Raw genomic sequence first — 24,576 nt, forward strand, 5'->3', positions numbered from 1 at the left:
CGGACCGACGCGGCTCAATTTTCCTGGGTCTGCTCCTCGTTCCCGGCGCTGTCATCATCGGACAGCGGCAACCGGATGGCGATGCCATCGGAATGCGAACCGGTCTGTGCAGCGAACCCGAACCCGCGCACCAGGCCAAGCATACGGCGGTTGCCGGGCAGCACGGTGCCCGCGAGGAAGCGCGTGCCCTGCTTCCGGCAATGCGCCACGATCTTTTTCATGAGCAGCGTCCCCAGGCCGCGTCCCGTGCAATCCGAGCGGACGACGATTCCGATTTCCGCCTCGATGTTGTCGGGATCCGACTCGGCACGCACCTCTCCCAGGATCTCTGCATTGCCTTCAGGCGTTTCCGCCATGGCAACGAATGCCATTTCGCGCGCATAGTCGATCTGGGTCAGCCGGGCCAGTTGTGCGTGCTCGGGATTGCGGAATGTGCAGAAGTAGCGCGCGTGCATGTCTTCGAGCGACAACTGCTCGAAGAACGTCCGCAATGCAGCCTCGTCTTCGGGACGGATCGGGCGCAGCCGGATGGTGGTGCCGTTCCACGTCACGTGTTCTTCGAGTTCGCGGGGGTAAGGCAGGATCGCCAGCCGGTCGTGGGGATGTCCCTCAGCAGGCCGTATGGCGATGCGCGCATCAGTGCATCGGTCGCCATGACCCCGGCGCCTCCGCCGTTGGTGATGATGGCAAGACGGTCGCCATGCACAGGCCTGGCCCTGGCCAGGGTTTCCACGGCGGCGAACAGGTCTTCGGTCGTGGCCACCCGCAGCATGCCCGCCCGGCGGATGACGGCATCGTAGATATCGTCGCGGCTGGCCAGTGCGCTGGTGTGCGACGCAGCGGCCTTCGCGCCTTCGGGCGCGCGGCCGGCCTTGACGATCAGCACGGGCTTGCAGCGTGCGGCCGCACGGGCTGCCGACATGAAGCGCCTTCCGTTCCGGATGGCCTCGACATAGAGCAGGATCGCCTGGGTATCGGGGTCGCCCGCGAGGTAGTCGAGGACGTCGGCAACGTCGACATCCGCGCTGTCGCCCAGCGACACAAAGTGGGAAAAACCGATCTGCCGCGGGCGCGCCCAGTCCAGCACTGCCGTTGCCAGCGCCCCGGACTGCGTGGCGAATGCCAGCTTGCCCGGCAGGGCGTGGCCGGGCGCAAAGCTGGCGTTCAGCCCTCTGTCCGGCGAGATCATGCCACGTCAGGCCGTGCGCCAACTGATTATCCGCGTCAGCCTCTGAGGCCCGTGTGCGATCCCGCTCCCGCCGATCCGCTCAGCGCGTCGGCGGCCCGGGCCAGGTCGATGAGTGCCGCACTAACGGCGACGGGATAGGCACTCGCCGGCTCCAGTGACCGGAGCGCGGCGGGCAGGGCGGCGATCTGCTGCATGGCAAGGGCGCGGCTGGTGCCCAGGGGAACCGGTGGCGCCGTGCGCCTGCCCGCCGTCATGCACGGCTGCATGAGCGGAACGCCGTCGCAGGCGTCGCCTTCGAGGGTCAGCGTGTCGCCGGACATGGTGCCGTCCGCGCCATAGCGGCGGTAGGACTGCTTGCGCCCCGGCCATGTCGCCTTGCCTTCGGAACGCTTGCGCCGCGGCAGGCCCGCGTACTCGGTGAGCTTGTAGGCGCAATCGAGATAAGGCGCGTCGGCCGACGTATTCATGCGCGTGCCGACGCCGAAGCCGTCGATGGGGGCGCCGCTTTCCACCAGGTCGCGAACGCGGTATTCGTCGAGGTTGCCGCTCGCGAAGATGCCGATCTCCCGGAAGCCGGCGCCGTCGAGAATCGCCCTGACCCGGCGGGCATGCTCGCCGAGGTCGCCGCTGTCCAGGCGCACGGCGTTCACCCGGATGCCGCTTTCACGCAGCCTGGCCGCAAGTGCCGCCACCTTGTGCGCCCCGGCTTCCGTGTCATAGGTGTCGATCAGCAGCGTGCTGTTGCCGGGCTGGGAGCGGGCGAACGATTCGAAGGCCTGTGCCTCGTCCAGGTGGGCCTGCACGTATGAATGGGCCATCGTGCCATAGACGGGGATGCCGTAGCGCAATCCCGCCAGCAGGGTGGCGGTCCCGGTGAAGCCTGCCAGGTAGCTGGCGCGCGCCGACAGCATGCCGGCTTCGGCGCCGTGGGCCCGGCGCAGCCCGAAATCGACCAGGCTGCGCCCTTGCGCCATCAGTGCCACGCGCGCGGCCTTGCTCGCCACGATGGTCTCGTAGTGGAGCAGGTTCATGACCCGGCTTTCGACAAGCTGGGCCTCGCGTATCGGCGCGGTCACGCGCAGGATGGGTTCGTCCGGGAAGAACACCATGCCCTCCGGCATGGCCTGCACGTCGCCGGAAAACCGGAAGCCTTCAAGCGAGCGCAGGAACGGCGTGCTGAAGTGGCCGGTCTGCTTCAGCAGGCCGATGTCGTCCGCGCTGAAGCGCAAGGTCTCCAGGTAGGCCAGGACCTGTTCCAGGCCTGCCGCGATGAGGAAGTTCCTTCCCGCCGGCAGCTTGCGCACGAAGAACTCGAAGCTCGCGGTGTCGTTCATGCCGGCGTCGAAGTACGCCTGCATCATCGTGAACTCGTACAGGTCGGTAAGCAGCGGGCTTTCGGAAGTGATATGGGTGGTCATGGCGGTTCCCACGAAGTGGCCGGCAGCCGTTCAGTACTCGCTCCCGAACATGGCGGAGCCCTTCCGGCACGCCGGAAGGGCTCCGCTCGACGGCGATCATGCAGTCGGTCGTGAGCAGCAGCGAGGCGATCGAGATGGCGTTCTGCAGGGCAGTGCACACCACCTTTACCGCCACCTTTACCGGGGCGATCGCGCTCACTTCCAGCATATCGCCAAAGCGTTCGCTGCCGGCATCGTCGTTTTGCGTGCCCGGAATGGCGGCGGGCGCGTTGACGCAACGCCAAACGCGGAAGCGGCCCGGAAGCGCGGGGCTCAGGTTCGCGGCTCCGCGCGCACATGCCAGTGCCGCAGGAGCAGCGCGCTTCCCGCCATGCCACCAAGGTGGGCAAAGTGCGCAATGCCGGTGCGGGTGTCGGCAAGCCCAAGCAGCAGCTCCAGCACGGCATAGACCGTGGCGAAGAGCCATGCCGGCATGGGAATCGGCGGAAACAGCAAGACCACGATGCGGCGCGGGAAGAGTCGCGCATAGGCGAACAACATGCCGAACACCGCACCCGACGCGCCGATCGTCGGCACGTGCGCCGGGGTGATGTAGCTCAGGACGGCCAGCTGGGTCAGGCCGGCGCTGACCAGGCTGGCCAGGTAAACCGCCAGCGTGCGGCCGGGCCCTTGGGCGGCTTCGATGCTGCGGCCGAACATCAGCAGGCCAAGCATGTTGAAGGCCAGGTGAGCCAGGTTGGCATGCAGGAAGCCGTAGGTGAGCAGTTGCCACGGCGCGAAGCCCATTCCGGCGTCCGCCCCGGCGCCTGTTGACAGCGGCCACAGCGCGAACGCCATGGCCAGCGCGCCGCCAGTCAGCACTTCGCCGAAGAAGGTGACGATGTTCAGGATGATCAGCAGCGTTGTCATGGCCTGATGGCCTCCAGCATGCACGTGCTTCAAACATAGGCGCGCACGGATGGCGCGGATTGTTCCGTGTCAACGGAGTCCGGCCCCGGGCGGTTCCGGCCCGTCTGCAGTTCCTTTGATCCAGCCCAAGTTGTGGCCTGGCTGTACGCATAGCTTATCCATAAGTGCCCACCAGCCGCTTCATTGGCGGAGCGCGGTTTCGCGCGGGTGGTACTAAGCGGCGGCTTCGAGGCTGCGCATCGCGATGAAATCCTTGCGCTCGTCCGCCATCGCGAAGCGCAGCAGCGCGAGCAGCATCCGATGGAGCGGGTCATGGCCATCGACTCCGGTGAACAGGGCACCGTCATCACCACGACCGGGATGCACATGGCGCGCGATATTGGCAATGCCATTCACTATGCGTACCACGGCAAGCTCAAGATCGACTACGAGAACGCGGAAACCGAACTGCATGTGAGCTGGAACAGGGAATGAGGGAATAAGCGGTGCATCCGGCCGAAAGAGGGGGAGACGCCAATGAAACACATCACCGCGGAAGAGGTGCTGATCCACACGGGCGACGTGGGGCTGCCGGGCGACCTGGTCCTGCCGGAAGCGGCAACCGGCCTGGTGCTGTTCGCGCATGGCAGCGGCAGTTCCCGGCTCAGTCCGCGCAACCGCCTGGTGGCTTCGATGCTCAATGATGCAGACATCGGCACCTTGCTGTTTGACCTGCTGACGCCGGACGAGGATGTCGGGTTGGCACGGCGCTTTGACATCGCGTTGCTGAGCGACAGGCTGCGGGCGGCGACGAGATCGGTCGGGCACCTGGTACGGGAGCGTCACCTGCGGCTGGGCTATTTCGGCGCCAGCACCGGTGCCGGCGCGGCCGTGCGCGCTGCCGCGGAGCCGCCGGCGCACATGCACATCGACGCTGTTGTTTCCCGCGGGGGGCGCGTGGACCTCGCCGGCCACGAGGCGCTTTGCCGACTCGCCGCGCCGCTCCTGATGATCGTTGGTGAAGCGGATCCGGTCGTGGTGAGCCTCAATGCCCGTGCCGCGGCATGGATGCCCTGCGAAAAGCGCCTGGAGGTGGTCCCCGGCGCAACCCATCTGTTCGAAGAGCCCGGCGCGCTCGAGCAGGTGGGCAGGCTTGCCGCTAAATGGTTCCAGCAGCACTTTGCCGAAGCGGGGCGGATGAAGCCGGCTTAATGTCTTGTTCCCGGTGTCTTGTTACGGATCAAGCCGGGGTGCCAGGACGCTTCTATATTGATATGTTGCAGCGGTACGCAAGAGTTGCCGTGCGACGCGCGGCGGTGGTCAACAGAACAGGGAGTGAACGATGAACGATATCCGTGCAGATCTTTTGGTACACAAGGACGCGTTGATCCGCGACGCCAATGTATTGCTCGCCGACGTACAGGCCTTGCTCAAGGATGTCGCGGAAGAGGCCGGCGCCGAAGCCGGCCAGGCGCGAACCGAACTCGGCACCCGGCTGCGGGCGCTGCAGGCCCGCCTGGACACGTTGCGCGAGGCTGGCCGTCATCGTGTCGGGCAGCTCGCCGACACGGCGGACCTGTATGTCCGCGAACACCCATGGCAATCCATTGGGACTGTCGCGGCGATTGGTGCCGTGGCCGGTGCGATCGTGGCGCTTGCCGTGAGCCGCCGGTAGCGTCCGGCGTGGTGAGCTGCGGCACCGTCGAGCACCTGTCCAATCGCGTCCCGCTGGCGGAACTGCTGGCGGCGGGTGTTCAGGCTGCAGTGGCTGGCCGGTTATCCGGCCCTGCACGTTCCGGCGGTTCCGGCGTACTGGGCCGTCGTTGAGGAGATCTATCGTGCATGCGCTGACCAAGCAGGAGCAGGCGGCCCTGGCCGCACAATTGGATGCGGACGAGGCGCGAGTCCGTGCGGCAGTCGGATCTGCGGACTCGCCCCTGGCGCCGATGGGGCAAGCCGAGGCGCGGGACGAAGCCGATCTCGCCGAGGAAGAAGTGATACACCGCCAGGACGACGCGATGCTCGAACACTACCGCATGGAACTGGCCGATATCGAAGCGGCCAGGGCGCGGATGAAAGCCGGCCAGTACGGCATCTGCACCGACTGCGGACAGGCAATACCGTATTCGCGCCTGCAGGCTTACCCGACCGCCAAGCGCTGCACGGCCTGCCAGAGCCGGCACGAGCATCTCTATGCCCGCGACCAGGGCGGGGCGCCAGGATCGGGCCGGCGGGGCTGAAGCGAATCGAGCTTGTTCGGCCTGCTCGTGGCTGCCTACTCGTGGCTGAGATCCATGCCGAAGCCGCCGGCCAGCTCGCAATCGATGATCCCGGCGGCATAGGCAAACAGCCATTCTTCAGCCTGCTGGGGCGTTTCGGGCGGGTGGAGCCAGTCCGGTGTAAAGCGCACGCCGATATCCCCGTTCGGCCCCGTGATCTGGACACGGCCGTTCGACGCGCCCGGCGCCATCGCTTCGGGCACGAAGAGCAGGACGCGGAATCCCTTGTATGACCGTTCTCTCTCAAGCATTCGATTCTCCGGTGAATCATGAACCCAGGGTTGTGGAACCTGTTTCCCAAAGAGTAAAGAGCGAAGCGCAAAGAGGAAAGGGGCGCGTTCAAGCCTTCGCCCTCTTCCTTCTTTTCCTGGTCGTTGAAACGGGATATCAGGGAAGATCGTACTCCCGCATCATTTCGGCGGTAATGGCCTTGACCGTGGACTGGCACGCCGGCGTCACGTCCGGAAACGCTTCAATACGCCAGTTGCATCCGTTGTTCGTAACGGGATCGACGTGCAGCGGAAGGGGGATATCGCAATTGCGGCAGGCGTCGGCAAGGTCCGCAATTTTTCTGCAGGCGGCGCAGGATTTCATTGCGGATCTGCTCCGCACTGCCAGTGTTCTTGATCATCTCTGTTTCTCCTGGGAGGGAATGGCGCGGGTCGCGGCAGACGCCGTGGTGGCCGCCGGAAAAAATTGAGCTGCCGCAAGTGTGCCTGCCCATGATCGAATATGTTGAAATGAAGGGCGCCCACCGGCGTCAGGCGTAAAAGATGGCAGGGCGTTTGCAGGCGATGCCTGGCTGCAGGCAGACGCGTGCCGGACCCGCTTGCACTAGAGACCATTGCCTGGCGACCCAAGCATGAATTTCAACTCCGTCAGTGCGAACGACGATCCGTTCGCCGCATGGCCGCCGGCATCGGCGTTTGCGGCGGCGGTGCGGCGCGCCCAGTTTGTCGGTGCCTATGAGCTCTTCCAGGCATCGATGCGCCAGTTCGGGCCGCCGGCATTTCGCCTGGCCACCATTTTCCGGGAAGGCCGGTGCCTGCCGGTCACCGAAACGGTCGTCGCCGAAACGCCTTTCTGCCGGTTGCGCCGTTTCTCGGCGGGGGAAGGCAGCAATATCCGCCGGTTGTTGTGCGCGCCGCTGGCAGGGCACCGCGCCGTCGTCGTGCGCGACGCGATCGAATCGATGCTGGCGGATGCCGACGTCTATGTCACCGATTGGATCGACGCCCGCGACGTGCCGCCCGAGGCCGGTCCTTTCCACCTGGATGACTGCGTGCTGCTGCTCGAGCGCTTCATGACGCAGCTCGGGCCGGCCGGGCTGGACGTCGTGGCGATCTGCCAGGCGACCGTGCCGTGCCTGGCGGCGGCGGCCCGGCTGGCAGCCGGGGGCACGGACGAGATCCGGACGCTGGCGCTGCTGGGCGGCCCGCTCGATGCCAGGCTTCACCCGACCCGGCTCGGGCACATTGCCGCCGCGTTGCCCCTGCCGGTCTTCCTTGCCCACTGCACCGGCAGCGTGCCACCGGGATATCCGGGGGCCGGGCGTGCCGTCTACCCTGGCTTCCTGCAGCTGCCAACTTTGGCAAGCGGCCAGCCCGAGCGCCTGCCGGGCCTCGTGCTGGATGCCATGCGGTACATGTGGTTCGGCCATGACGAGCAGGACCTGGGCCATGCCGCCGCCAGCTATGCGGCGATGATGGACATGCCGGTGGAGTTCCTTCTCGATACCCTGCGCATCGTCTTTCGCGAATACCTGCTGGCGCGCGGCGCGTGGCGCATAGGCGAGATGCCGGTGAACCCCGCCGCCATGCGCGCAACACGTCTGCTGACGGTGGAGGGAGAACTGGACACCATCACCGGCACCGGGCAGACCCACGCGGCGCATGCGCTGTGTACGGGGCTGGCGAACGGGTATCGCGCGAAGGTGACGGTCCCCACCTGCGACCACTACGGGCTGTTTTGTGGCGAGGTATGGCGCAGCCGCGTCTACCCGGTGCTGCGTGCCTGGCTGGACGCTCCAGCGCGAGATCTTCGCGCCGCTCCCTGCCGGCGCCGCGGCATCAGGTCCAGGACAAGCGTGGATCATTGAGGCACGTCAATTCGCACCGGGCGCCATGGCATAAGTTGATGACAGGGCCTGCCGCCCTGTTCCTGACCAGCATAGGAAGATCCATCATGGCAACGAACCCGTGCATTTCACTTTTCATCACGCTTGCCGCCGCGGCGTGGACGCCGCTCGCCATCTCGGCATCGCCGGGAGACCCCGCCGGTTCCAAAGGCGCACATGCCCCGGAGCGTCCCGAGGAACCCGCCGCAGCGCCTCAGCAGTCGGCCGAACTCGATGCGCAGATCGCGCACCTGCGTGCCATCCGGGAACGGTTGTCACGGGCCAGTACCGACGAGGAGCGGAGGATGCTCCTGGCCGAGCGGGCCACCGTCATGCGTGATGCCATGACCACGATGCAAAAGACCGGCGGCATGCCAGGGCCGGGAGGCATGCGCAATGCCGGGCGTGCGGGCACGCCCCGGGGACCGGGCGCCGGCATGTGCTATGACCCGACCGGGCAGCACGTGGCACTGATGCAGGAAATGATGGCAGCGATGGCGGATGGCCAGGGAGCCGGGCCTGGCATGGGTCCCGGCCCGGGGGGGCAGGGAATGCATCGCGGCATGATGGCGCGGTAGGCGGGCTGAGCCGTGGCGTTGTCATTGCCGGTTTTCGTCGCCCTGGAGAGAAGGCGAGACGAGCCGGCTTGCAGGAACGACGTACGCGCACTCGGCCGCTGTCAGCGGCTCCTGGATACGCAGCTGCCATTCCAGCGTCGTGCAGTCGGCCTCTGACGGATCCTGGCACGCCTGTGCCCGCGCCCGGATACGCGCGCGCAGCGTCTCCACGTGCGCTTCGCATTCGACGATGAAGAAGGGCACGCCAAGACGGCGTGCCAGCGCCGCAAAGCGGTCCCGCTGGCCGCGGGACAGGAATGTGGCATCGGCAATCATGGGGAAGCCCGCACTGCAGCCTAGCCGGCAGATGGCCAGCAGGCGTTGATAGGTCCGCGCGGTTTCCTTGCTGCCATACCTGCCGCCTGCGGGGGGAACGCCCCGGCGCAGGCGCTGGCGCTCGACGTCAGACCGCACGCGCACCATCGCCGCGCTCTGGCTGATCTCTGCCGCGACAGTCGACTTGCCGCTGCCTGACAGGCCGTGCATCAGGAGCAGGGCGCCCTGGCGGCGGGCCAGCATGCGCCATGCCAGGGCCAGCAGATTGCGGCATTCCAGCTGGGCGGCTGCCATGGCTGCCCCGGCGGTGTCATGCTGCTGGTGCACCCGCTCCAGCAGCACGCGCGCGTACCAGCGCGCGCATGGCGACGTAGAACGGCAGCAGAGCCAGTCCCGCATAGTCGCCGGATTGCTCGAGATAGACGTTGAGCAGCCGGTAGGCCAGGTCAGTCCGGCCGTGATGCAGCAGGTCCATGAACGGGAAGGCGAGATCGCCGATCGTGTCGATCCAGCGCAGGCCCAGATCGAATTCCAGGCAGTCGAACGGGGTCGGCTGGCCATCGAGCAGCACGATATTGGCGAGATGCAGATCGCCATGGCATTCGCGCACGTGGCCGTGGCGCAGCCGCGACTGCATCGCGCCGGCCAGCAGCGCCGCCCGGGTACGGGCCAGCTGCGCGACCTGGCTGGCCAGGCCGGAACCGTGGTCCAGGCGCTCGATGCCGCCGAGGCACTCCGTGAGGACCGCGCCAACCCGGTCCGGCGTACCAAAGCCGTCGCCCGGGTCAGCGGGCGGCAGGTTCCGGTGGAACGCGGCGATGCGCGGCGCCAGCGCGTCGATGTGCGCGGCGTGCAGGCGGTTTGTCCGGATCATCTCGATGAAGAGGTCCTGCTGCGCAAAGCGCCGCATCTTCACTGCATACTCGACGGGCGTGCCGCCGCCTTCGACGCGTACGGCACCTGTCGTGGCCTCCGCGCTGATCGGCACCACGCCCAGATAGAGTTCGGGAGCCAGCCGGCTGTTCAGGCGCAGTTCGGTCTCGCAATCCTCACGGCGGGCCTGCGCGCTGGAAAAGTCCACGAAGTCGAACTGCACCGGCTTTCGAACCTTGTAGGCATAGTCGCCGGCCAGGAAGACCCGCGATATGTGCGTCTCGATGATGCGGACTTCCCGCACCGGATGCGGGTAGGCGTCCGGCTGCGCCAATGCTGCCGTCAATACCGCGTCTTCCATGAGAGAGCTCCCAGCCTGTCACCGGGCCTTCGTCGAGGCCATGGCGCTGTCTAGTTGTGCCCGCAACGAACCGATTCGAACCGATCGTTCCGGCAGTCCGACAACGCGTCGAGTGTACCGGCTGGCAGCATTCAGGCGCCAGCGCCGCCGAAGCCGGCCTGCTGTTCGCAGGCTGGCTGCCTGTGCATGCCGAGAAGAATGCTGATGATGGCCTGTGCCGCGCGCCAGGGCCGGCTCAGCAGCGCCTCCACCTGCCGGCTGCGGCTCTCGCCAGACAGGCACCACGTGCAGAAGTGCTCGCAGTTGTTGGTAAGAAGGCGGTAATCGTCTTCACCGAGCCGCGATGCCGCGCGCCTGACCACCTCCGCGCCGAAGTATCGTGCCGCTGCGCCCGTTTCGATGCACAGGCCATGCCCGTCGGCAAAGCCTGCCAGGGAAGTCTTCTCGACCGGGCCACAGCGCAGGAACCCCTTGAATCCGACATAGTGGATGACCTCCCCGTTGCCGGCATAGATGCCGTGGTGAACATAGCCCAGCCGGTGCGTCGCGAGGTGCGCACCCAAGGCAAGCGTTTCTGCCAGTCCGGCGAAATCCTGCACGGACTCGAGGTACTGGTTGTCGTCATGCATCGCTCGCCCCTTCTTCTTCGTCCTGGCGGCACGCCCGGCGGAAGGCTTCAGGGCCTCGCCAACGGCGTGCCTGCCTGGATGCCTTAAGTATGGGTGCCGCGGCGTGACGCCGATATCAGCCTCGGACGAGAATGCTGTCCGTCTGCGGGAGTTCCGCCTGTACGTGCCAGACGACGTTGCATGTCGGACGATGACGACACCTTGTCAGCGGAATCTGACATCGGTCGTCGTTGATCCACAGCAAGATGCAGCCGCCCAGGCCGGCTAGGCTGCAAAGGGAGATACGTGCCGTCAGTCGCGCGACCGTGCTGAGCCGGATTGCGACATGACATCCATCGAGGAGTAGCCGATGCGGACTTTCATTGCGACTTGCTGCCTGCTGCTGTCAACCGCCGTGCTGGCCGATGTCAATGTGGCAATGGCCACTTCGCCGGACGGTGCGCTGCGGCCACGGCAGCTCAATGGCATTTCCTACCTGTCCGGCGGGATAGGCAGCGACGAGGCGGCCGCCATGCGCGGCATGGCGAAGCAGTTCAATGTGCGCATGCATTTCGTGGACAGCACGGACAACAGCAGCTTGTCGGATGTCACCGTTACGCTGTTCAATGCACGGCGCGAAATCATCCTGCTCGTGCTCAGCGAGGGGCCATACCTGTACATGAACCTGCCGCAGGGCACCTACCGGGCGTTGATCCGGTACGGCGGCGTCATTGTCGGCCAGAGCATCACCGTGACCGGCAGCGGCGCGGGCATCGATCTTCTGCTGCGTTTTCCGCCGATGCCGGCCGGGAGCAACGGGTTGATCGCAGGCGCACCGCGTCGATGATACAGAAGGTGTGGCGAACGCCGATTAGCGGTGCGATACGCACAGCAGGATCACGCCGATGCCACCAGTTGTCCCGCGACGCTCATCTGCAGACGGGCTGCCCGGGCCTGGCGTATCTCACGCATCCCGGGCGCATGTGTGGCGAACTGCAAGGGGATGCAGGCGGCGATGGCCAGCAGGATGTAGCGGTTGCCGGTCAGGCCGTCGAGAGTGAGGACCGGAGCAAGGATGAAGCGACTGTTCAGCAGATAGAACATTTCGGCGGCAACGACGGCGTTGACCGTCATGGTGCGCACCGCCTCTTCGCGCGGCGCAAGCCGGTTGGGCCCGTGCCGGGCCAGGCGTTCGCGGGCTTCCGTCTCTGTCAGGCCTTCGGCGCCGGTTTGCAGTTGCCGGGCAACCAGCCGCCACGGCAGGGTATGCCAGGACGAGGCGGATTGCCCGGGGCTGTCCGTCACGGTGCGGTCTGTCATGGTGCCGGCCTGCTCCTGGTCGATGGCCTGGACAGGCCGGGTGCGGAATCGGAAAGACGCGGGGGAAATGCTATCAACCGATGTCCGCACGGCTCAACCCGCCGGCTCGCACGACCTCAGGGCAGCGGCGCAGGTTCGGCAAATGCCCGAAGGTATTCCAGGGAAGGCCGGTTTGCCAGGGCCCGGTCGACACCCGCCCTCAGCTCCGTGAGGGAAAGGCGCGGATAGGGCAGGGATTCGTGCAGGATGGCCAGCGTTTGCGCGCCAGGATCATCGACTACGTCCATGCGGTCGATATGGATGTGCAGGTTCGCGATCCGGGCGTGCTCATCCGCCTCGGTGAAGCCAATGCGGTAGTAGCCCCTGCCCACGCGCAGCTTGCCGGCCCCTGTTTCGCGCATGGCCACGAGCCATGGGATGGTCATGGCACCGCCGTCCCATGACTGGTTGTCGATGATGTAGTAGGTCCGGCAACGGTCAAAGGTCCTGGCAAAGTCCGATACCAGTGTCCGGGCGATGGCCGGCGCGCCTTCCGTTCTCGACGGAAAGCTGATGGCGTCGGTATTGAGTGAAATCGTCAGCCAGGCATCCCGCGCGAACGCTTCGTCGATGATCTCCGGCCGGTTGTTGTCCTTTGCCTCGATGTACCGGTTCAGCAGGGCTTGCGCCGTGGCGGCCGGGATAGCGGTCATGGTGGTCTCCGTTTCAGGGTATGGCGCCGGCAGGGGTCCGGCATCGTGGTGTCCCCCGTTCGGCAGTATTTGCTACAATTTGGTGCAAAGCTTGCTTAAAAAGCTAAGTGGAGCATACCGTGGCGTCGAAAACGTCCAGCAAGACCCTGACCATCACCAACCCGGCATGCCTGGTCGATGGCTCCGATACCGAATTCCGGCACCTCGTCAACGGGCTGCTGCCATTTGCCGCCAGGCTGTTGACGGTGCGGGACGGCTTCGGCAGCCTCATTGGGCTTACCGGCGTGCAGTACTCCCTCATCCGGTCGATTTCGCACCTGTCCCAGCAGGGCGACGTGACCGTCAACCAGCTTGCCGACCACCTGCACCTGAGCGGTCCGTTCATCACCATCGAAACCGGCAAGCTGAAGAAGCTCGGGCTGATCGACAAGAAGGCGCATCCCGAGGACCGGCGCAAGATGCTGCTGACGATCGCGCCGGCCGGCACCAGGCTGCTCGGCGAACTGCTCCCGGTGCAGCAGCGCATCAACGACGTGCTGTTCGATGGCGTGACGCGCACGGAATTCAAGGTGCTGTGCTCCATCGTCGATCGCCTTGTGACTAACGGCGACCGCGCCGCGCTGGATCTCGAGCATCTGCACGCCCGCCAGCAGGCCGGCTAGCCGCCGCGGGAGCCGCGCCATCAGTGATCTGCCCACTGGATCGTGCGCAGGTCGATGCCTTCCTTGTGCATGTCCCACAGCGGGCTCAGTTCGCGCAGCCGGCCGACCGTGGCCGTCACGACGCGGATCACTTCATCGACTTCCGCCTCGGTGGTGTAGCGGCCCAGCGTGAAGCGGATGGAGCTGTGCGCCAGCTCGTCGCTGCGGCCGAGCGCGCGCAGCACGAACGACGGCTCCAGTGAAGCCGATGTACAGGCCGAGCCTGACGACACCGCCACGCCCTTGATCCCCATGATCAGGGACTCGCCTTCGACATAGTTGAAGCTCACGTTCAGGTTGTGCGGCACGCGATGCGCGAGGCTGCCGTTGACGTAGACCTCTTCAAGCTGCATCAGGCCCGCCAGCAGCCGGTCGCGCAGCGCGCCGACACGGCGGGCTTCCTCGTGCAGTTCCAGCCGCGCAATGCGGAAGGCCTCGCCCATGCCGGCGATCTGGTGCGTCGGCAGCGTGCCGGAGCGCATGCCGCGCTCGTGGCCGCCGCCATGGATCTGCGCTTCGAGACGAACGCGGGGTTTGCGGCGCACGTATAGCGCACCGATTCCCTTGGGACCATAGACCTTGTGCGCCGTCACGGTGAGCAGATCAATCTTGAGCGCTTCCAGGTCGATCGGGATCTTGCCGGCGGCCTGCACCGCATCGCAATGAAAGACGATGCCCGCGGCGCGGCAGATCTCGCCGATCCCCGCGACCGGCTGGATCACCCCGATCTCGTTGTTGACCATCATCACGGACACCAGGATGGTGTCGGGCCGCAGCGCCTGCCGCAGCGTATCGAGATCGATCAGGCCATCCTCGCGCACATCAAGGTAGGTCACCTCGAACCCCTGCCGTTCCAGTTCGCGGCACGTATCGAGCACGGCCTTGTGCTCGGTCTTTACCGTGATGATGTGGCGGCCCTTGCCACGGTAGAAATGCGCGGCGCCCTTGAGGGCGAGGTTGTTGCCTTCCGTCGCGCCCGATGTCCAGACGATCTCGCGCGGATCGGCATTCAGCAGCGCGGCCACATGCGCCCGCGCGGTCTCCACGGCGTCTTCCGCGTGCCAGCCATACACGTGGCTGCGCGAGGCTGGGTTGCCGAAGTGCTGGTGCAGGAAAGGCACCATCTTTTCGACGACGCGCGCATCGACCGGTGTCGTCGCGCTGTAGTCCATATAGATCGGGAAGGTCTGAGGCTCGGATTGCATGATGTTTCTGCCTGGATGTCGGGAGGGCGGAGGGGCGGATGCGTGGCCGCCAGTGCCAGTACGCGGGCCGAGTCTAGCACCGGGGTGACGAAAATCTTCGTCGCGCCATGCCGGCGATAGGGTTGTTGTCCGGCCTTCGGTACACCCGCCGGGGGCGAGCCGGTCAGCCTCGATCCCCCGGAAATCGTTGTCAGACAATGGTTTCCGGCTTGTTCGCCTTGGCTTCGAGCACACTCTCCTGCCCTTGGATAGGTGTTTTCACTAGCTTGAATAGTGAAATTTGTTAGCGTTGAATAATAGCTAATAAAAAAAGCTAATAAAAAAAGTAAACAAGCCGGGTTGACAACATGCGTAGGAGTAGTGATGTCTGAGTCATCTGTTGTGGGCGGTATCGAACTTGACGCCCAACGCCATTTCCGCAACACACTGGCCATGTTCGCCACGGGCGTTGCCGTCATCACCGCGCCGCGGGAGTCGGGCACGCCAATCGGCATCACGGTGGCGTCGTTCAATGCCGTGTCGCTGGACCCGCCGCTGATCCTGTTCTCGGTGGACCGCCGCTGCCAGAGCCTTGGCGACCTGTGCGCGACGCCGCGCTACGCGGTGAACGTGCTGGCCGAGGCGCAGCAGGATATCTCGAACCGCTTCGCCCGTGCGCACTCGGGCAAGTGGGAAGGCATCGACTTCGGCCCGCGCGATGCCGCGAGCCACGTGCTGCTGCCCGATGCACTGGCCACGTTCGAATGCGAACCGTACGCACAGCATGACGGCGGCGACCACGTGATCTTCATCGGTCGCGTCGTCCGCCACCAGTCCCGGCAGGACGGGCGGCCCCTGATCTTCTTTGGCGGCAAGTACCGCGCGCTGGACGCCAGCCCGGCCGCCGCCTGAACCCAACCACCAGTACCCAATCCAGCCGTTATCAGGAAACAGGAGAAAAACATGGTCAAGACCGGCACCCAGCACATCGCCATGCTGCGCGATGGACGCGAAGTCTATCTGGACGGCAAGCGCGTGAGCGATGTCACCACACACCCGGCTTTCCGCAATTCGATCGGCAGCTACGCGAGCCTCTACGACTTCCAGGCGCGGCCCGAGAACCTCGAGAAGATGACGTTCCAGCCGGACGGCACCGCCAACCGCGTCAGCCGGATCTGGCAGTTGCCCACCAGCTACAACGAACTGGTTGAGCGCCGCCACATGCTGGAAGCCTGGACCGAACTGCACTACGGCTTCATGGGCCGTTCGCCCGATCATGTGGCGTCGTGCATTTCTGGCATGTACATGGGCATCGACGTGTTCGAGCAGGCGGACCCGGCGCGTGCAGGCGCGCTGCGAGACTACTATCGCTATGCCCGTGACAACGACCTGTTCCTGACCTACGTCATCGTCAACCCGCAAGCCAACCAGTCCAAGGCTGCGCAAGAGCAGGAAGACAAGTACCTGGCCGTCGGCATCGTCGACCGGGACGCCGAAGGCATCACCGTGCGCGGCGCCAAGATGCTCGCCACCAGCGGCATCATGGCCAACGAGGTGTTCTGCAGCTGCATCCAGCCGCTGCGCGAAGGCGACGAGATGTATGCGCTGTCGTTCGCGATCCCCATGAACACGAAGGGCCTGAAGGTCATGTCGCGAAAATCGTACGAGGCCAATGCCACCTCGGTCTTCGACAACCCGCTTGCGAGCCGCTATGACGAAAACGACGCGGTGCTCTACTTCGACGACGTGAAGGTGCCCTGGGAACGCGTCTTCGTTGCCGGCGATGTTGCGATGTGCGCGAAGCAGTTTCACGCGACGCCCGCGCACAGCTACCAGAACTACCAGTGCCAGGTGCGCCTGATGGTCAAGCTGCGCTTCCTGGTCGGCATCGCGCACAAGATCACGGAGGTCAACGGCACCAGCAACTTCCCGCAGGTGAAGGAGATGCTGGGCCAGCTTGCCGCCGAGGCGGGCATGGTGGAAGCATGGGTCTACGGCATGGAAGCCAAGGGCCAGATGGTCAACGGCTACTACGTGCCGGACCGCAGCATGCTGTACGGCTCGCAGGTGCTGACGCAGCAGCTCTATGCCAAGGTCCTCAACACGCTGCGCGAGCTGGCCGGCGGCGGCATGATCATGTTGCCCTCGAGCATCGAGGACTTTGCGAATCCGATGCTCGCCGAAATCATCGCCAAGACGCAGAAGTCGCCTGCGTGCAGCCCGGAAGAACGCGTCAAGTTCTTCAAGCTCGCCTGGGATGCCGTTGGCTCCGAATTCGCGTCGCGCCACAACCAGTACGAGATGTTCTATGCGGGCGCCTCGTTTGTCACGAAGGGCCACGCCTACCGTACGTACGACTGGAAGCGTGCCGCACATCTCGTCGACAACATGCTCGGCAGCTACTCGCTCGAAACCGAACTCGGTGCAACCGCGCGCGCAGCCTGAGGCCCGTCCCGCACCGTAACTTCGGACCCACCCCACACAAGGAGATGATCATGGCGATCAACAAGCTTCACGACGAATTCCACACGCTGGACCTGCAGTCCGGCTGGGAGGTGCCCCACGGTTACCCGGCCGGCATCCAGCAGAAGATCCTGTCCGGCGAGCTCGACGAGCCAGGCCGCCGCGGCAGCCGCACGCGCCTGCTGCGCTTCGCGCCGGGCGTCTTCACCACCAAGCCGTTCGTGCATGAGTACTGGGAGGAGGTCTACCTGCTGAGCGGTGACCTGACGGTCGGCAACGACGCGGAAGGGCAGGGCGGCGAAGCATTCGAGCCCAACACGTACGCCTGCCGCCCGCCGGGTGCTTTCCATGGCCCGTTCAAGTCCGACACCGGCTGCATGCTGCTGGAAATCCACTACTACGACCCGGCCTGACCATGACTGCCACCGTACGAGCCGCACTGCGGCAACTGGCTGATGGCAGCGCAAACGCCGCGTCGCTGCTGGCGTCCTGCGTGGAGCGCATCTGCAACCCGGGCGGGGAGGGCGCGCGTGCCTTTCCGCACGGTGTCAGCATGGCCGCGTGCAAACAGGCGCGTGCCAGCGACCTGCTGCGCGAGTACGGCATTGCCGGGCCGCTGGCCGGCTTGCCGATCTCGATCAAGGACCTGTTCGATGTGCAGGGCGACGTCACGCGGGCAGGGGCGCGCGTGCTGCCCGAGCAGCCGGCTGTTGCCGACGCGGCCGCCATTGCCCGGCTGCGGGCGGCGGGTGCGGTGTTCGTCGGGCGCACCAATATGACCGAGTTCGCGTATTCGGGCGTCGGCATCAACCCGCACTACGGCACGCCGCGCAACCCGTTCGATCGTGCCGGCGAGCGTATCCCCGGCGGATCGTCATCGGGCGCTGCGGTGTCGGTGACCGATGGCATGGCGCTGGCTGCCATCGGCTCGGATACCGGCGGGTCGTGCCGCATCCCGGCGGCGCTCTGCGGCATCGCCGGCTTCAAGCCCACGGCAAGCCGCATTCCCCTGGATGGTGCGGTGCCGCTGTCGCCGAGCTACGACTCCGTCGGGTGCCTGGCCAACACGGTTGCGTGCTGCGCCGGCATCGACGCGGTGATGGCCGGCGAGGACACGGCCCCGCTGGCCCCGTTGCCGCTCGCCGGCTTGCGCCTGGCGGTGCCATCGGGGTTCGTCTTCGAAGGCGTCAGCGATGAAGTGGCCGAGTCCTTCAGCCACGCGCTGCGGCAGCTTTCAGCCGCCGGTGCACGGTTGCAGGATGCACAGTTCGACAGCTGGGATCGTCTTGCGGAGATCGGTGCCCATGGTGGCCTGGTCGCTGCCGAGGCAGGCGCGTGGCATGCTGACCTGCTGGCGGAGCATGCGGGCGCCTACGACCCGCGCGTGCTGTCGCGCATCCGCCTGGCCGACGGCCAGCGCGCAGCGGACTACGTGCGGATGCTCGCGCGCCGCACCGCGCTGTGCCGGCAGGCCGATGCCGAACTGGCGGGATTCGACGCCGTCGTGCTGCCCACTGTGCCCATCGTGGCGCCGCGGATTGCCGACCTCGACGATGACGAAGCCTTCTTCCGCATCAACCGCCTGCTGCTGCGCAACCCGGCCATCGCCAACATGCTCGACCTGTGTGCCTTGTCGGTGCCATGCCATCGCCCCGGCGAAGCGCCGGTGGGGCTGATGCTGTTCGGCCGCCGCCTGTCCGACCGGAGGCTGCTGGGCATCGGCATGGGTGTGGAGGCCGCCCTGCAGCGATAGACGTGCAAACCGGATTCCCCTGGGGAATCCAGCCTGGCGGAGCACTCACGCTCGCTTGATGCCCTTGTCGAGCAGCAAGGCAGTATTGACCAGCGCGATATGCGATAGCGCCTGCGGAAAGTTGCCGGCCATGCGGCACGTCGCCGCATCATATTCCTCCGACAACAGGCCGACGTCGTTGCGAAGCAGCAGGAGGCGCTCGAACAGTTCGCGCGCCTCCTGCCAGCGTCCGGCCATGGCATAGGCGTCCGCGAGCCAGAAGCTACAGGCGAGGAAGGTCGGCTCGTCGCCGGGCAGGCCGTCCTCCGTGCGGGACGGGAGGTACCGGCGCACAAGCCCGTCGGCGAGCAGTTCGTCTTCGACGGCCTTGATCGTACCGAGCATGCGCGGGTCCTTGCCATCGATGAACCCCACGATCGGCAGCAGGAGCAGACTGGCGTCGGTCGTGCTGCCGCCATAGACCTGCACGAAGCTGTTGCGCTTCTGGCTGAAGCCGTTGGCGAGCACGTCGGCGTGTATGGTGTCCCGCACGGTGCGCCAGTGCGATGCGGAGCCCGGCCAGTCGTGCATTTCGACAGTCTTGATGGCACGGTCCAGCGCGACCCAGGCCATCACCTTGGAAAAGGTGAACGGCTGCCGTCCGCCGCGAACTTCCCAGATGCCTTCGTCCGGCTGCTGCCAGATCGCGGCAAGATGGTTGACCAGCGCCCGTTGCAGCGCCCACGAGTCCGGGTCGCGGGGCAGGCCGCCAAGGCGCGCCTGGAACAGCGCATCCATGACTTCGCCGTAGACGTCGAGCTGGAGCTGGGTCGCGGCAAGGTTGCCAACGCGAACCGGGCGGGCTCCCTTGTAGCCCGGCAGCCAGTCCAGCTCCCATTCCCACAGGCGACGCTCCCCGCCGACGCCATACATGATCTGGGCCTGCTCGGGACTGCCTGCGACTGCGCGGGTGAGCCACGCTCGCCAGGCCTGGGCTTCGTCATAGTAGCCGGCAGCCATGAGCGCCAGCAGGGTCCGGGTCGCGTCGCGCAGCCAGCAGTAGCGGTAGTCCCAGTTGCGCACGCCCCCGGGCGCTTCCGGCAAGGAGGTGGTCGGGGCCGCGACGACGCCGCCGGTCGGCCAGTAGGTGAGGGCCTTGAGCGTCAGCAGCGAACGCCTGACCGGCCCTCTCCAGTCGCCGCCGACCTTGCACCGGTCGGACCAGCTTCGCCACCAGCGGTCCGTGCGTTCGAGTTCCTGCCATGCATCGACCGGATCCGGTATGGCAAGGTGCGACGGGCAGTAGGTCAGCACGAACGGCTTCACCTCGCCGGCCGCTATCGTGAACTCGCAGGTCGTGGTCAGGTCCTTCCCGCGCAGCGGCTCGGGCGAACGCACGATCGCCATGGCGGGCCCCGCCACGGCGCGGATGCCATTGCCTTGTTCGAGGCGCGTCACCCATGGCACCGTTGCGCCGTAGTCGAAGCGCAGCGTCAGGTCCATCTTCATGTCGAGCCTTCCGCTGCGTCCGCATACGATCCGGACGATGTCGCAACGCTCGCCGGAGTTGGACATGCCATGGCGGATCGGCATGAAGTCGATCAGCGCCGCGACACCTTCGGGATGGACAAAGACAGTTTCGAGGACCAGGCTGCCGGGCAGGTAGTGACGCCGGCTCCGGCCGCCGCGTGCCGCGGGGGCGATCCGCCAGCGCCCATGCTCGCGCGTGCCCAGCAGCGCGGCCAGGCAGGCAGCCGAATCGAAGCGCGGCAGGCACAGCCAGTCGATGCTGCCGTCACGGCAGACAAGGGCAGCCGTCTCGCAGTCGCCGATGAGTGCGTAGTCCTCGATGGAAGCAGCCACAGCAGTCCTGAATCACGTCGATGGGCTCACGGGGCTGGCCGTGCCGGCGGTGCCTCGCCGGGCCTGCCGGGCCGCGCAGGCGCCCGCCTACCTTGTTGGAGGCCCGCGCGATGTCATGGTTCCGGCACGGGGCGATGGCCGGACAGGACGGCGCCCGCAAGCTGGCCATCCCATGCGCGTTGCGTTACATTGCGCGCCGCACGCCACTGTGCCGCCGGCGGTTTCCGGGCCTTGCCGCGGGCGGGCACCGGGCCGCGCGCATTCCGTTGCCGGCGTCTGCCCTGTCCACGTCATGGCAGGCAAGACCGCTACAATTCGTTATGAACCCCGTTTCAGAAACTGTGCAAGAAACCAAGCCGATGACATACATCGTTGACGCCGTGGACGAGGCCCTCGGCCTGCTGATGCTGGTGGCCGAGCATCCGTCCCTGGGCGTGACCGAGCTCGCGCGCCGCGCCGGGCTGACCAAGGCGCGCGCGTTCCGGTTGCTGAGCACGCTCGAGCATCGCGGCATGATCGCGCGCGAGGCGCCGGCGGCGGTCTACAAGCTGAGCTACAACGCCTTGCTAGTGGGCAACGCCGCGCGCGAGCAGGTCGACCTGATCAAGCTGGTGACGCCGAGCCTGGCCGCGCTTGGCGCGGCCTGCGGCGAAAACGTGATCGTGCGCGTGCGCGACGGGCTGGAATCGGTCTGCGTGGCACGCCACGAGTCGTCACAGTCGGTGCGCGTGCATACGGAAGTCGGCAACCGGCGTCCGCTGCATGTGGGCGCATCGGGCAAGCTGCTGCTCGCCTATGGCGGGGAGGCATTGATCGACGCAGTGCTGGCGAACGCGCCGCAGCGCTTCACGGACAAGACCATCGTCGATCCGCAAGCGCTGCGCGAGGAACTGGCCGCCATCCGCGCCGTGGGCTATGCGGTGTCGCTCGGCGAGCGCGAACCCGATGCCGTTTCGGCCGCGGCCCCGTTGCGCGACCATACCGGCGCCACGGTTGCCTCGCTAAGCATTGCCAGCCCGGCCAGCCGCACCACCCAGGAAGTGCTGGACCGCCACGTGGCCATGGTCGTCGAGCAGGCGGCCGTATTGTCGCGCTCGCTGGGCTACACCGGCGCCTGATTCGCTGGCCGGCAGGCCAGCCGGTTGCCGCAGCCGCGGCAACGTACCCCCAACATACCCCCAATTTCCCGCTCCACTCCGGTAACGACTGGTTGCCGGAGTGCCGTCCACGCGCCCGTGCTCCTGCGGCCTGGCTGTCTCCGTCTTTCCTTCTTCTCGTACCTGATAGCGGGTAAACCCTGCTTACCCGCGCCACGCCGTTGTCTTATTCTTCGATACACAGTATCACTGAATGAAACAATGTTTCAGCAAACGAAAAAAACGACCCCTGCAAGAGGCTGCCGCCATCCGGCGGCCGCGCTCGTTATTGCCGCCTTGCTGGCGCTGGCCGGCACGGGCGCGGCGCGCGCGGCCGATCTGCGCATCGGCTACAAGGCGGAAATCAGCGCGGCCGACCCGCATGTGCTGGACGCGGCAGGCCGCAATCTCTGGGGGCACGTCTATGAGACGCTGGTCGGACTGGACAACGCCCTGCACCCGGTGGCGCAACTCGCCGCGAGCTGGCGCCAGCTGGACGCACGGACGTGGGAGTTCCAGTTGCGCCCGGGCGTGCGTTTCAGCAATGGCGAGCCGTTCACGGCTGAAGACGCCCGGTACTCGATCGAGCGGGCACGGCACCTCGCTGGCGCACGGACCTTCCGCACCTACCTGAAGTCGATTGCCGACGTTCAGGCCACGGGGCCCCTGACGTTGCGCGTGGTGACGCGCTCGCCCAATCCCGTGCTGCCGCAGAACGTGGGGCTGGTGGCCATGCTGCCGCGCTCGCTGGGCGACAAGGTGAAGGAAGCTGACTTTGCCGCCGGCCGCGCGGCCATCGGCACGGGGCCGTACCGCTTCGTGTCGTGGGAGCACGGCCAGCAGCTCACCTTCGCGCGCAACCCGTCTTACTGGGGCGCGCCGCAGCCGTGGGACCACGTGATATTCCAGTTCATCGCCAAGGAGCCTGCGCGCGCATCGGCGCTGCTGTCGGGGCTGGTGGACGTGATCGATGCCTCGTCGGCCAGCATTGCCGACGCCTTTACCCGCACCAACGGGCGCATCCGCACGGTGTCGGCTACCTCGTACATGCTGAACTACCTGCAGCTCGACCAGGCGCGCAAGGTGTCGCCGTACGTGAGCGACAACGAAGGCCGCCCGCTGGCCGCCAACCCGCTGCGCGACGTGAAGGTGCGCCAGGCCATCAGCGTGGCGATCGACCGCGACCTGATTGCCGCGCGCGTCACCAAAGGGGATTCCGTGCCCGCCGGCCAGCTCGTGCCGCAGGGCTTTTTCGGTTTCGCCCGCGCCGTGGCGGCGCCGCATGGCGACGCAGCGCTTGCGCGCCGGCTGCTCGCGGAAGCCGGCTATCCGTCCGGTTTCCGCCTGACGCTGCATTGCCCCAACGACCGCTACCTGAACGATGCCAAGACCTGCGAGGCCATCGGCCAGATGCTGACCCGCGCTGGCATCCGGACCGAGGTGCGCACGCTGCCCTATTCGGTGTATATCACGCGTGCCACGTCGGGCGGCGAGGGCGGCAAGCCGGAATTCAGCGCGTTCATGCTCGGCATCGGCGCGGTCAGCGGCGATTCGCTCGAACCGCTGGTGGCCGCCGCGCATTCGCAGGACAAGAAGGCGGGCCTGGGCGCCAACAACCGCAGCGGCTACGCCAACCCTGGCGTCGACGCGCTGGTCGACGAAGCCATGCGCACGATGGACCCGCCAGCGCGCGAGCAGGTGCAGCGCCAGGCGGCCGTGACGCTGGCCGAGGACGTCGGCGTGGTGCCGCTGCATCACCTGCGCGCCACGTGGGCCTACCGCAATGGCCTGTCCGTGACGCCGCGCAGCGACGGTTTCACCTATGCCATGAACATTCGTCCGGCCGCACGCCCCTGAGGCACGTCGGCCATTCCGGAAGCAACCATGCTGGAAACTCTTCTCAAACGGCTGCTGCAGAGCATTGTGGTGCTCTGGGCCATGTCGGTCCTGACCTTCTGCGCCGTCAACCTGATCGGCGACCCGGTGCACCTGCTGGTGAGCCCGACGGCGACCGAGCAGGAGATTGCCGAAGCGCGCCACGCGCTCGGGCTGGACCAGCCGGTGCAGCAGCAATACCTGCATTTCGTGCAGGGCGCGATGCGCGGCGACCTGGGCGACTCCTTCATCTACAACCGCCCCGCGATCGAACTGATCGTCAGCCGCGTTCCGGCCACGCTGGAACTGGCAGTCACGGCGCTGCTGCTGTCGCTGGCCATCGGCATCCCGATCGGCATCTTCGCGGGCCTGAAGCCGGGCAGCCGGCTGTCGCGGCTGCTGATGGCGTGCTCGCTCGGCGGTGTGATCATGCCCACGTTCTGGATCGGCATGATCGGCATCCTGGTGTTTTCGGTGAACCTGGGCTGGCTGCCGTCCGGCGGACGCGGGCCGGTCAGCACGGTGCTCGGCGTGCCGCTGTCCGTGACGAGCTGGGAGGGCATCCGCTTCCTGCTGCTGCCGGCGCTGACGCTGTCGCTGTTCAAGATCTCGCTGGTGGCGCGCCTGACCGAAGCCGGCACGCGCGAGGTGGCGGGGCAGGAGTACATCAAGTTCGCGCGCGCCAAGGGCGTGGGCGGCGCGCGGCTGGTGCTGCGCCACGTGGTGCCCAATGTGCTGATTCCCATCGTGACCGTGGTGGGGCTGGAATTCGGCCACCTGATCGCGTTCTCGGTGGTGACCGAATCCGTGTTCTCGTGGCCCGGCATGGGCAAGCTGATCATCGACTCGGTGCTGGCGCTGGACCGCCCCGTGGTGGTGGCCTACCTGCTGGTCACGCTGGTGATGTTCGTGGTGCTCAACCTGATCGTCGACCTGCTGTATGTGGTGCTCGATCCGCGCCTGCGCCACAAGGCGGCCTGAACCT

At 66.4% G+C, this 24,576-nt stretch carries 25 protein-coding genes and 2 pseudogenes; 15 read left to right on the plus strand and 12 right to left on the minus strand.

Features of this window, described 5'->3' with window-relative positions:
- Positions 1-14: 14 nt before the first annotated feature.
- The 4 genes and pseudogenes from LDO29_RS03275 to LDO29_RS03290 form a co-directional block, all read right to left on the minus strand.
- A complete protein-coding gene (locus LDO29_RS03275) occupies positions 15-551 on the minus strand; it encodes a GNAT family N-acetyltransferase (RefSeq protein ID WP_224078347.1) in 537 nt (178 codons plus the stop codon).
- Positions 552-634: 83 nt separating this feature from the next.
- Positions 635-1,180: pseudogene (locus tag LDO29_RS03280) on the minus strand (GNAT family N-acetyltransferase); the annotation flags it as partial.
- Positions 1,181-1,224: 44 nt separating this feature from the next.
- A complete protein-coding gene (locus tag LDO29_RS03285) occupies positions 1,225-2,607 on the minus strand; it encodes a nicotinate phosphoribosyltransferase (protein WP_224078349.1) in 1,383 nt (460 codons plus the stop codon).
- 312 nt (positions 2,608-2,919) lie between these two features.
- Positions 2,920-3,516, minus strand: a complete 597-nt coding sequence (locus LDO29_RS03290; RefSeq protein ID WP_224078350.1) for a rhomboid family intramembrane serine protease — start codon at positions 3,514-3,516, stop codon at positions 2,920-2,922.
- Between the two features lie 156 nt (positions 3,517-3,672).
- Between LDO29_RS03290 and LDO29_RS03295 the strand changes: the two genes are divergently transcribed.
- The 4 genes from LDO29_RS03295 to LDO29_RS03310 all read left to right on the plus strand — a co-directional run bounded on the left by LDO29_RS03295 (position 3,673) and on the right by LDO29_RS03310 (position 5,735).
- Entirely contained in the window at positions 3,673-3,990 is a 318-nt protein-coding gene (locus LDO29_RS03295; RefSeq protein ID WP_290369509.1) for a BCAM0308 family protein, read from the plus strand.
- 42 nt (positions 3,991-4,032) lie between these two features.
- On the plus strand, positions 4,033-4,707 hold the full coding sequence (locus tag LDO29_RS03300; RefSeq protein ID WP_224078352.1) for a dienelactone hydrolase family protein: 675 nt from the start codon (positions 4,033-4,035) through the stop codon (positions 4,705-4,707).
- 130 nt (positions 4,708-4,837) lie between these two features.
- The gene (locus LDO29_RS03305; RefSeq protein WP_224078353.1) at positions 4,838-5,170 is read left to right on the plus strand and encodes a DUF883 family protein; all 333 of its coding nucleotides are present in this window, start codon (positions 4,838-4,840) and stop codon (positions 5,168-5,170) included.
- Positions 5,171-5,333: 163 nt separating this feature from the next.
- The gene (locus tag LDO29_RS03310; protein ID WP_224078354.1) at positions 5,334-5,735 is read left to right on the plus strand and encodes a TraR/DksA family transcriptional regulator; all 402 of its coding nucleotides are present in this window, start codon (positions 5,334-5,336) and stop codon (positions 5,733-5,735) included.
- 35 nt (positions 5,736-5,770) lie between these two features.
- On the opposite strand, the gene LDO29_RS03315 is transcribed toward LDO29_RS03310, so the two are convergent.
- Both LDO29_RS03315 and LDO29_RS03320 read right to left on the minus strand, forming a co-directional pair.
- Positions 5,771-6,025, minus strand: a complete 255-nt coding sequence (locus tag LDO29_RS03315; protein WP_224078355.1) for a hypothetical protein — start codon at positions 6,023-6,025, stop codon at positions 5,771-5,773.
- 136 nt (positions 6,026-6,161) lie between these two features.
- Complete coding sequence (locus LDO29_RS03320; protein ID WP_224078356.1) at positions 6,162-6,368, minus strand: hypothetical protein; 207 nt, start codon at positions 6,366-6,368, stop codon at positions 6,162-6,164.
- A 268-nt stretch (positions 6,369-6,636) separates the two neighbouring features.
- On the opposite strand from LDO29_RS03320, the gene phaZ reads away from it, so the two are divergent.
- On the plus strand, positions 6,637-7,872 hold the full coding sequence (phaZ, locus tag LDO29_RS03325) for a polyhydroxyalkanoate depolymerase (protein ID WP_224078357.1): 1,236 nt from the start codon (positions 6,637-6,639) through the stop codon (positions 7,870-7,872).
- 86 nt (positions 7,873-7,958) lie between these two features.
- Positions 7,959-8,468 carry a hypothetical protein gene (locus tag LDO29_RS03330; protein ID WP_224078358.1) on the plus strand — a complete coding sequence of 170 codons (510 nt, stop codon included), beginning with the start codon at positions 7,959-7,961 and terminating at the stop codon, positions 8,466-8,468.
- Positions 8,469-8,489: 21 nt separating this feature from the next.
- On the opposite strand, the pseudogene LDO29_RS03335 reads toward LDO29_RS03330, so the two are convergent.
- Both LDO29_RS03335 and LDO29_RS03340 read right to left on the minus strand, forming a co-directional pair.
- Positions 8,490-10,017, minus strand: a pseudogene (locus LDO29_RS03335) (bifunctional aminoglycoside phosphotransferase/ATP-binding protein).
- A 131-nt stretch (positions 10,018-10,148) separates the two neighbouring features.
- On the minus strand, positions 10,149-10,646 hold the full coding sequence (locus LDO29_RS03340) for a lecithin retinol acyltransferase family protein (protein ID WP_224078359.1): 498 nt from the start codon (positions 10,644-10,646) through the stop codon (positions 10,149-10,151).
- 349 nt (positions 10,647-10,995) lie between these two features.
- On the opposite strand from LDO29_RS03340, the gene LDO29_RS03345 reads away from it, so the two are divergent.
- Entirely contained in the window at positions 10,996-11,472 is a 477-nt protein-coding gene (locus LDO29_RS03345) for a carboxypeptidase regulatory-like domain-containing protein (protein WP_224078360.1), read from the plus strand.
- Between the two features lie 50 nt (positions 11,473-11,522).
- Here the strand turns inward: LDO29_RS03345 and LDO29_RS03350 are convergent, their stop codons facing one another.
- Entirely contained in the window at positions 11,523-11,945 is a 423-nt protein-coding gene (locus tag LDO29_RS03350; protein ID WP_224078361.1) for a cation-transporting P-type ATPase, read from the minus strand.
- Positions 11,946-12,061: 116 nt separating this feature from the next.
- Positions 12,062-12,637 carry a hypothetical protein gene (locus LDO29_RS03355; RefSeq protein ID WP_224078362.1) on the minus strand — a complete coding sequence of 192 codons (576 nt, stop codon included), beginning with the start codon at positions 12,635-12,637 and terminating at the stop codon, positions 12,062-12,064.
- A gap of 119 nt (positions 12,638-12,756) precedes the next feature.
- Between LDO29_RS03355 and LDO29_RS03360 the strand changes: the two genes are divergently transcribed.
- A complete protein-coding gene (locus tag LDO29_RS03360; protein WP_224078363.1) occupies positions 12,757-13,299 on the plus strand; it encodes a MarR family winged helix-turn-helix transcriptional regulator in 543 nt (180 codons plus the stop codon).
- A gap of 20 nt (positions 13,300-13,319) precedes the next feature.
- On the opposite strand, the gene LDO29_RS03365 is transcribed toward LDO29_RS03360, so the two are convergent.
- Complete coding sequence (locus tag LDO29_RS03365; RefSeq protein WP_224078364.1) at positions 13,320-14,543, minus strand: IscS subfamily cysteine desulfurase; 1,224 nt, start codon at positions 14,541-14,543, stop codon at positions 13,320-13,322.
- 363 nt (positions 14,544-14,906) lie between these two features.
- Between LDO29_RS03365 and LDO29_RS03370 the strand changes: the two genes are divergently transcribed.
- From LDO29_RS03370 to LDO29_RS03385, 4 genes are read left to right on the plus strand one after another with little or no spacing between them, the layout of a single operon-like run.
- A complete protein-coding gene (locus LDO29_RS03370; protein WP_224078365.1) occupies positions 14,907-15,434 on the plus strand; it encodes a flavin reductase family protein in 528 nt (175 codons plus the stop codon).
- 51 nt (positions 15,435-15,485) lie between these two features.
- The gene (locus LDO29_RS03375; protein WP_224078366.1) at positions 15,486-16,967 is read left to right on the plus strand and encodes a 4-hydroxyphenylacetate 3-hydroxylase family protein; all 1,482 of its coding nucleotides are present in this window, start codon (positions 15,486-15,488) and stop codon (positions 16,965-16,967) included.
- Between the two features lie 50 nt (positions 16,968-17,017).
- Positions 17,018-17,398 carry a cupin domain-containing protein gene (locus tag LDO29_RS03380; RefSeq protein WP_224078367.1) on the plus strand — a complete coding sequence of 127 codons (381 nt, stop codon included), beginning with the start codon at positions 17,018-17,020 and terminating at the stop codon, positions 17,396-17,398.
- 2 nt (positions 17,399-17,400) lie between these two features.
- Positions 17,401-18,738: an amidase gene (locus LDO29_RS03385; protein ID WP_224078368.1), complete on the plus strand. Its 1,338-nt coding sequence runs from the start codon at positions 17,401-17,403 to the stop codon at positions 18,736-18,738.
- A 45-nt stretch (positions 18,739-18,783) separates the two neighbouring features.
- Here the strand turns inward: LDO29_RS03385 and LDO29_RS03390 are convergent, their stop codons facing one another.
- Complete coding sequence (locus LDO29_RS03390) at positions 18,784-20,580, minus strand: glycoside hydrolase family 15 protein (RefSeq protein ID WP_224078369.1); 1,797 nt, start codon at positions 20,578-20,580, stop codon at positions 18,784-18,786.
- Positions 20,581-20,939: 359 nt separating this feature from the next.
- On the opposite strand from LDO29_RS03390, the gene LDO29_RS03395 reads away from it, so the two are divergent.
- From LDO29_RS03395 to LDO29_RS03405, 3 genes are all read left to right on the plus strand, one after another.
- Entirely contained in the window at positions 20,940-21,698 is a 759-nt protein-coding gene (locus tag LDO29_RS03395; protein WP_224078370.1) for an IclR family transcriptional regulator, read from the plus strand.
- A 240-nt stretch (positions 21,699-21,938) separates the two neighbouring features.
- Complete coding sequence (locus tag LDO29_RS03400) at positions 21,939-23,573, plus strand: ABC transporter substrate-binding protein (protein WP_224078371.1); 1,635 nt, start codon at positions 21,939-21,941, stop codon at positions 23,571-23,573.
- A 27-nt stretch (positions 23,574-23,600) separates the two neighbouring features.
- Positions 23,601-24,572 (plus strand): ABC transporter permease, encoded by a 972-nt coding sequence (locus LDO29_RS03405; protein WP_224078372.1) that lies wholly within the window; start codon positions 23,601-23,603, stop codon positions 24,570-24,572.
- Positions 24,573-24,576 lie beyond the last annotated feature (4 nt).

Source organism: Cupriavidus laharis, from assembly GCF_914271435.1.
GTDB lineage: Bacteria > Pseudomonadota > Gammaproteobacteria > Burkholderiales > Burkholderiaceae > Cupriavidus > Cupriavidus laharis.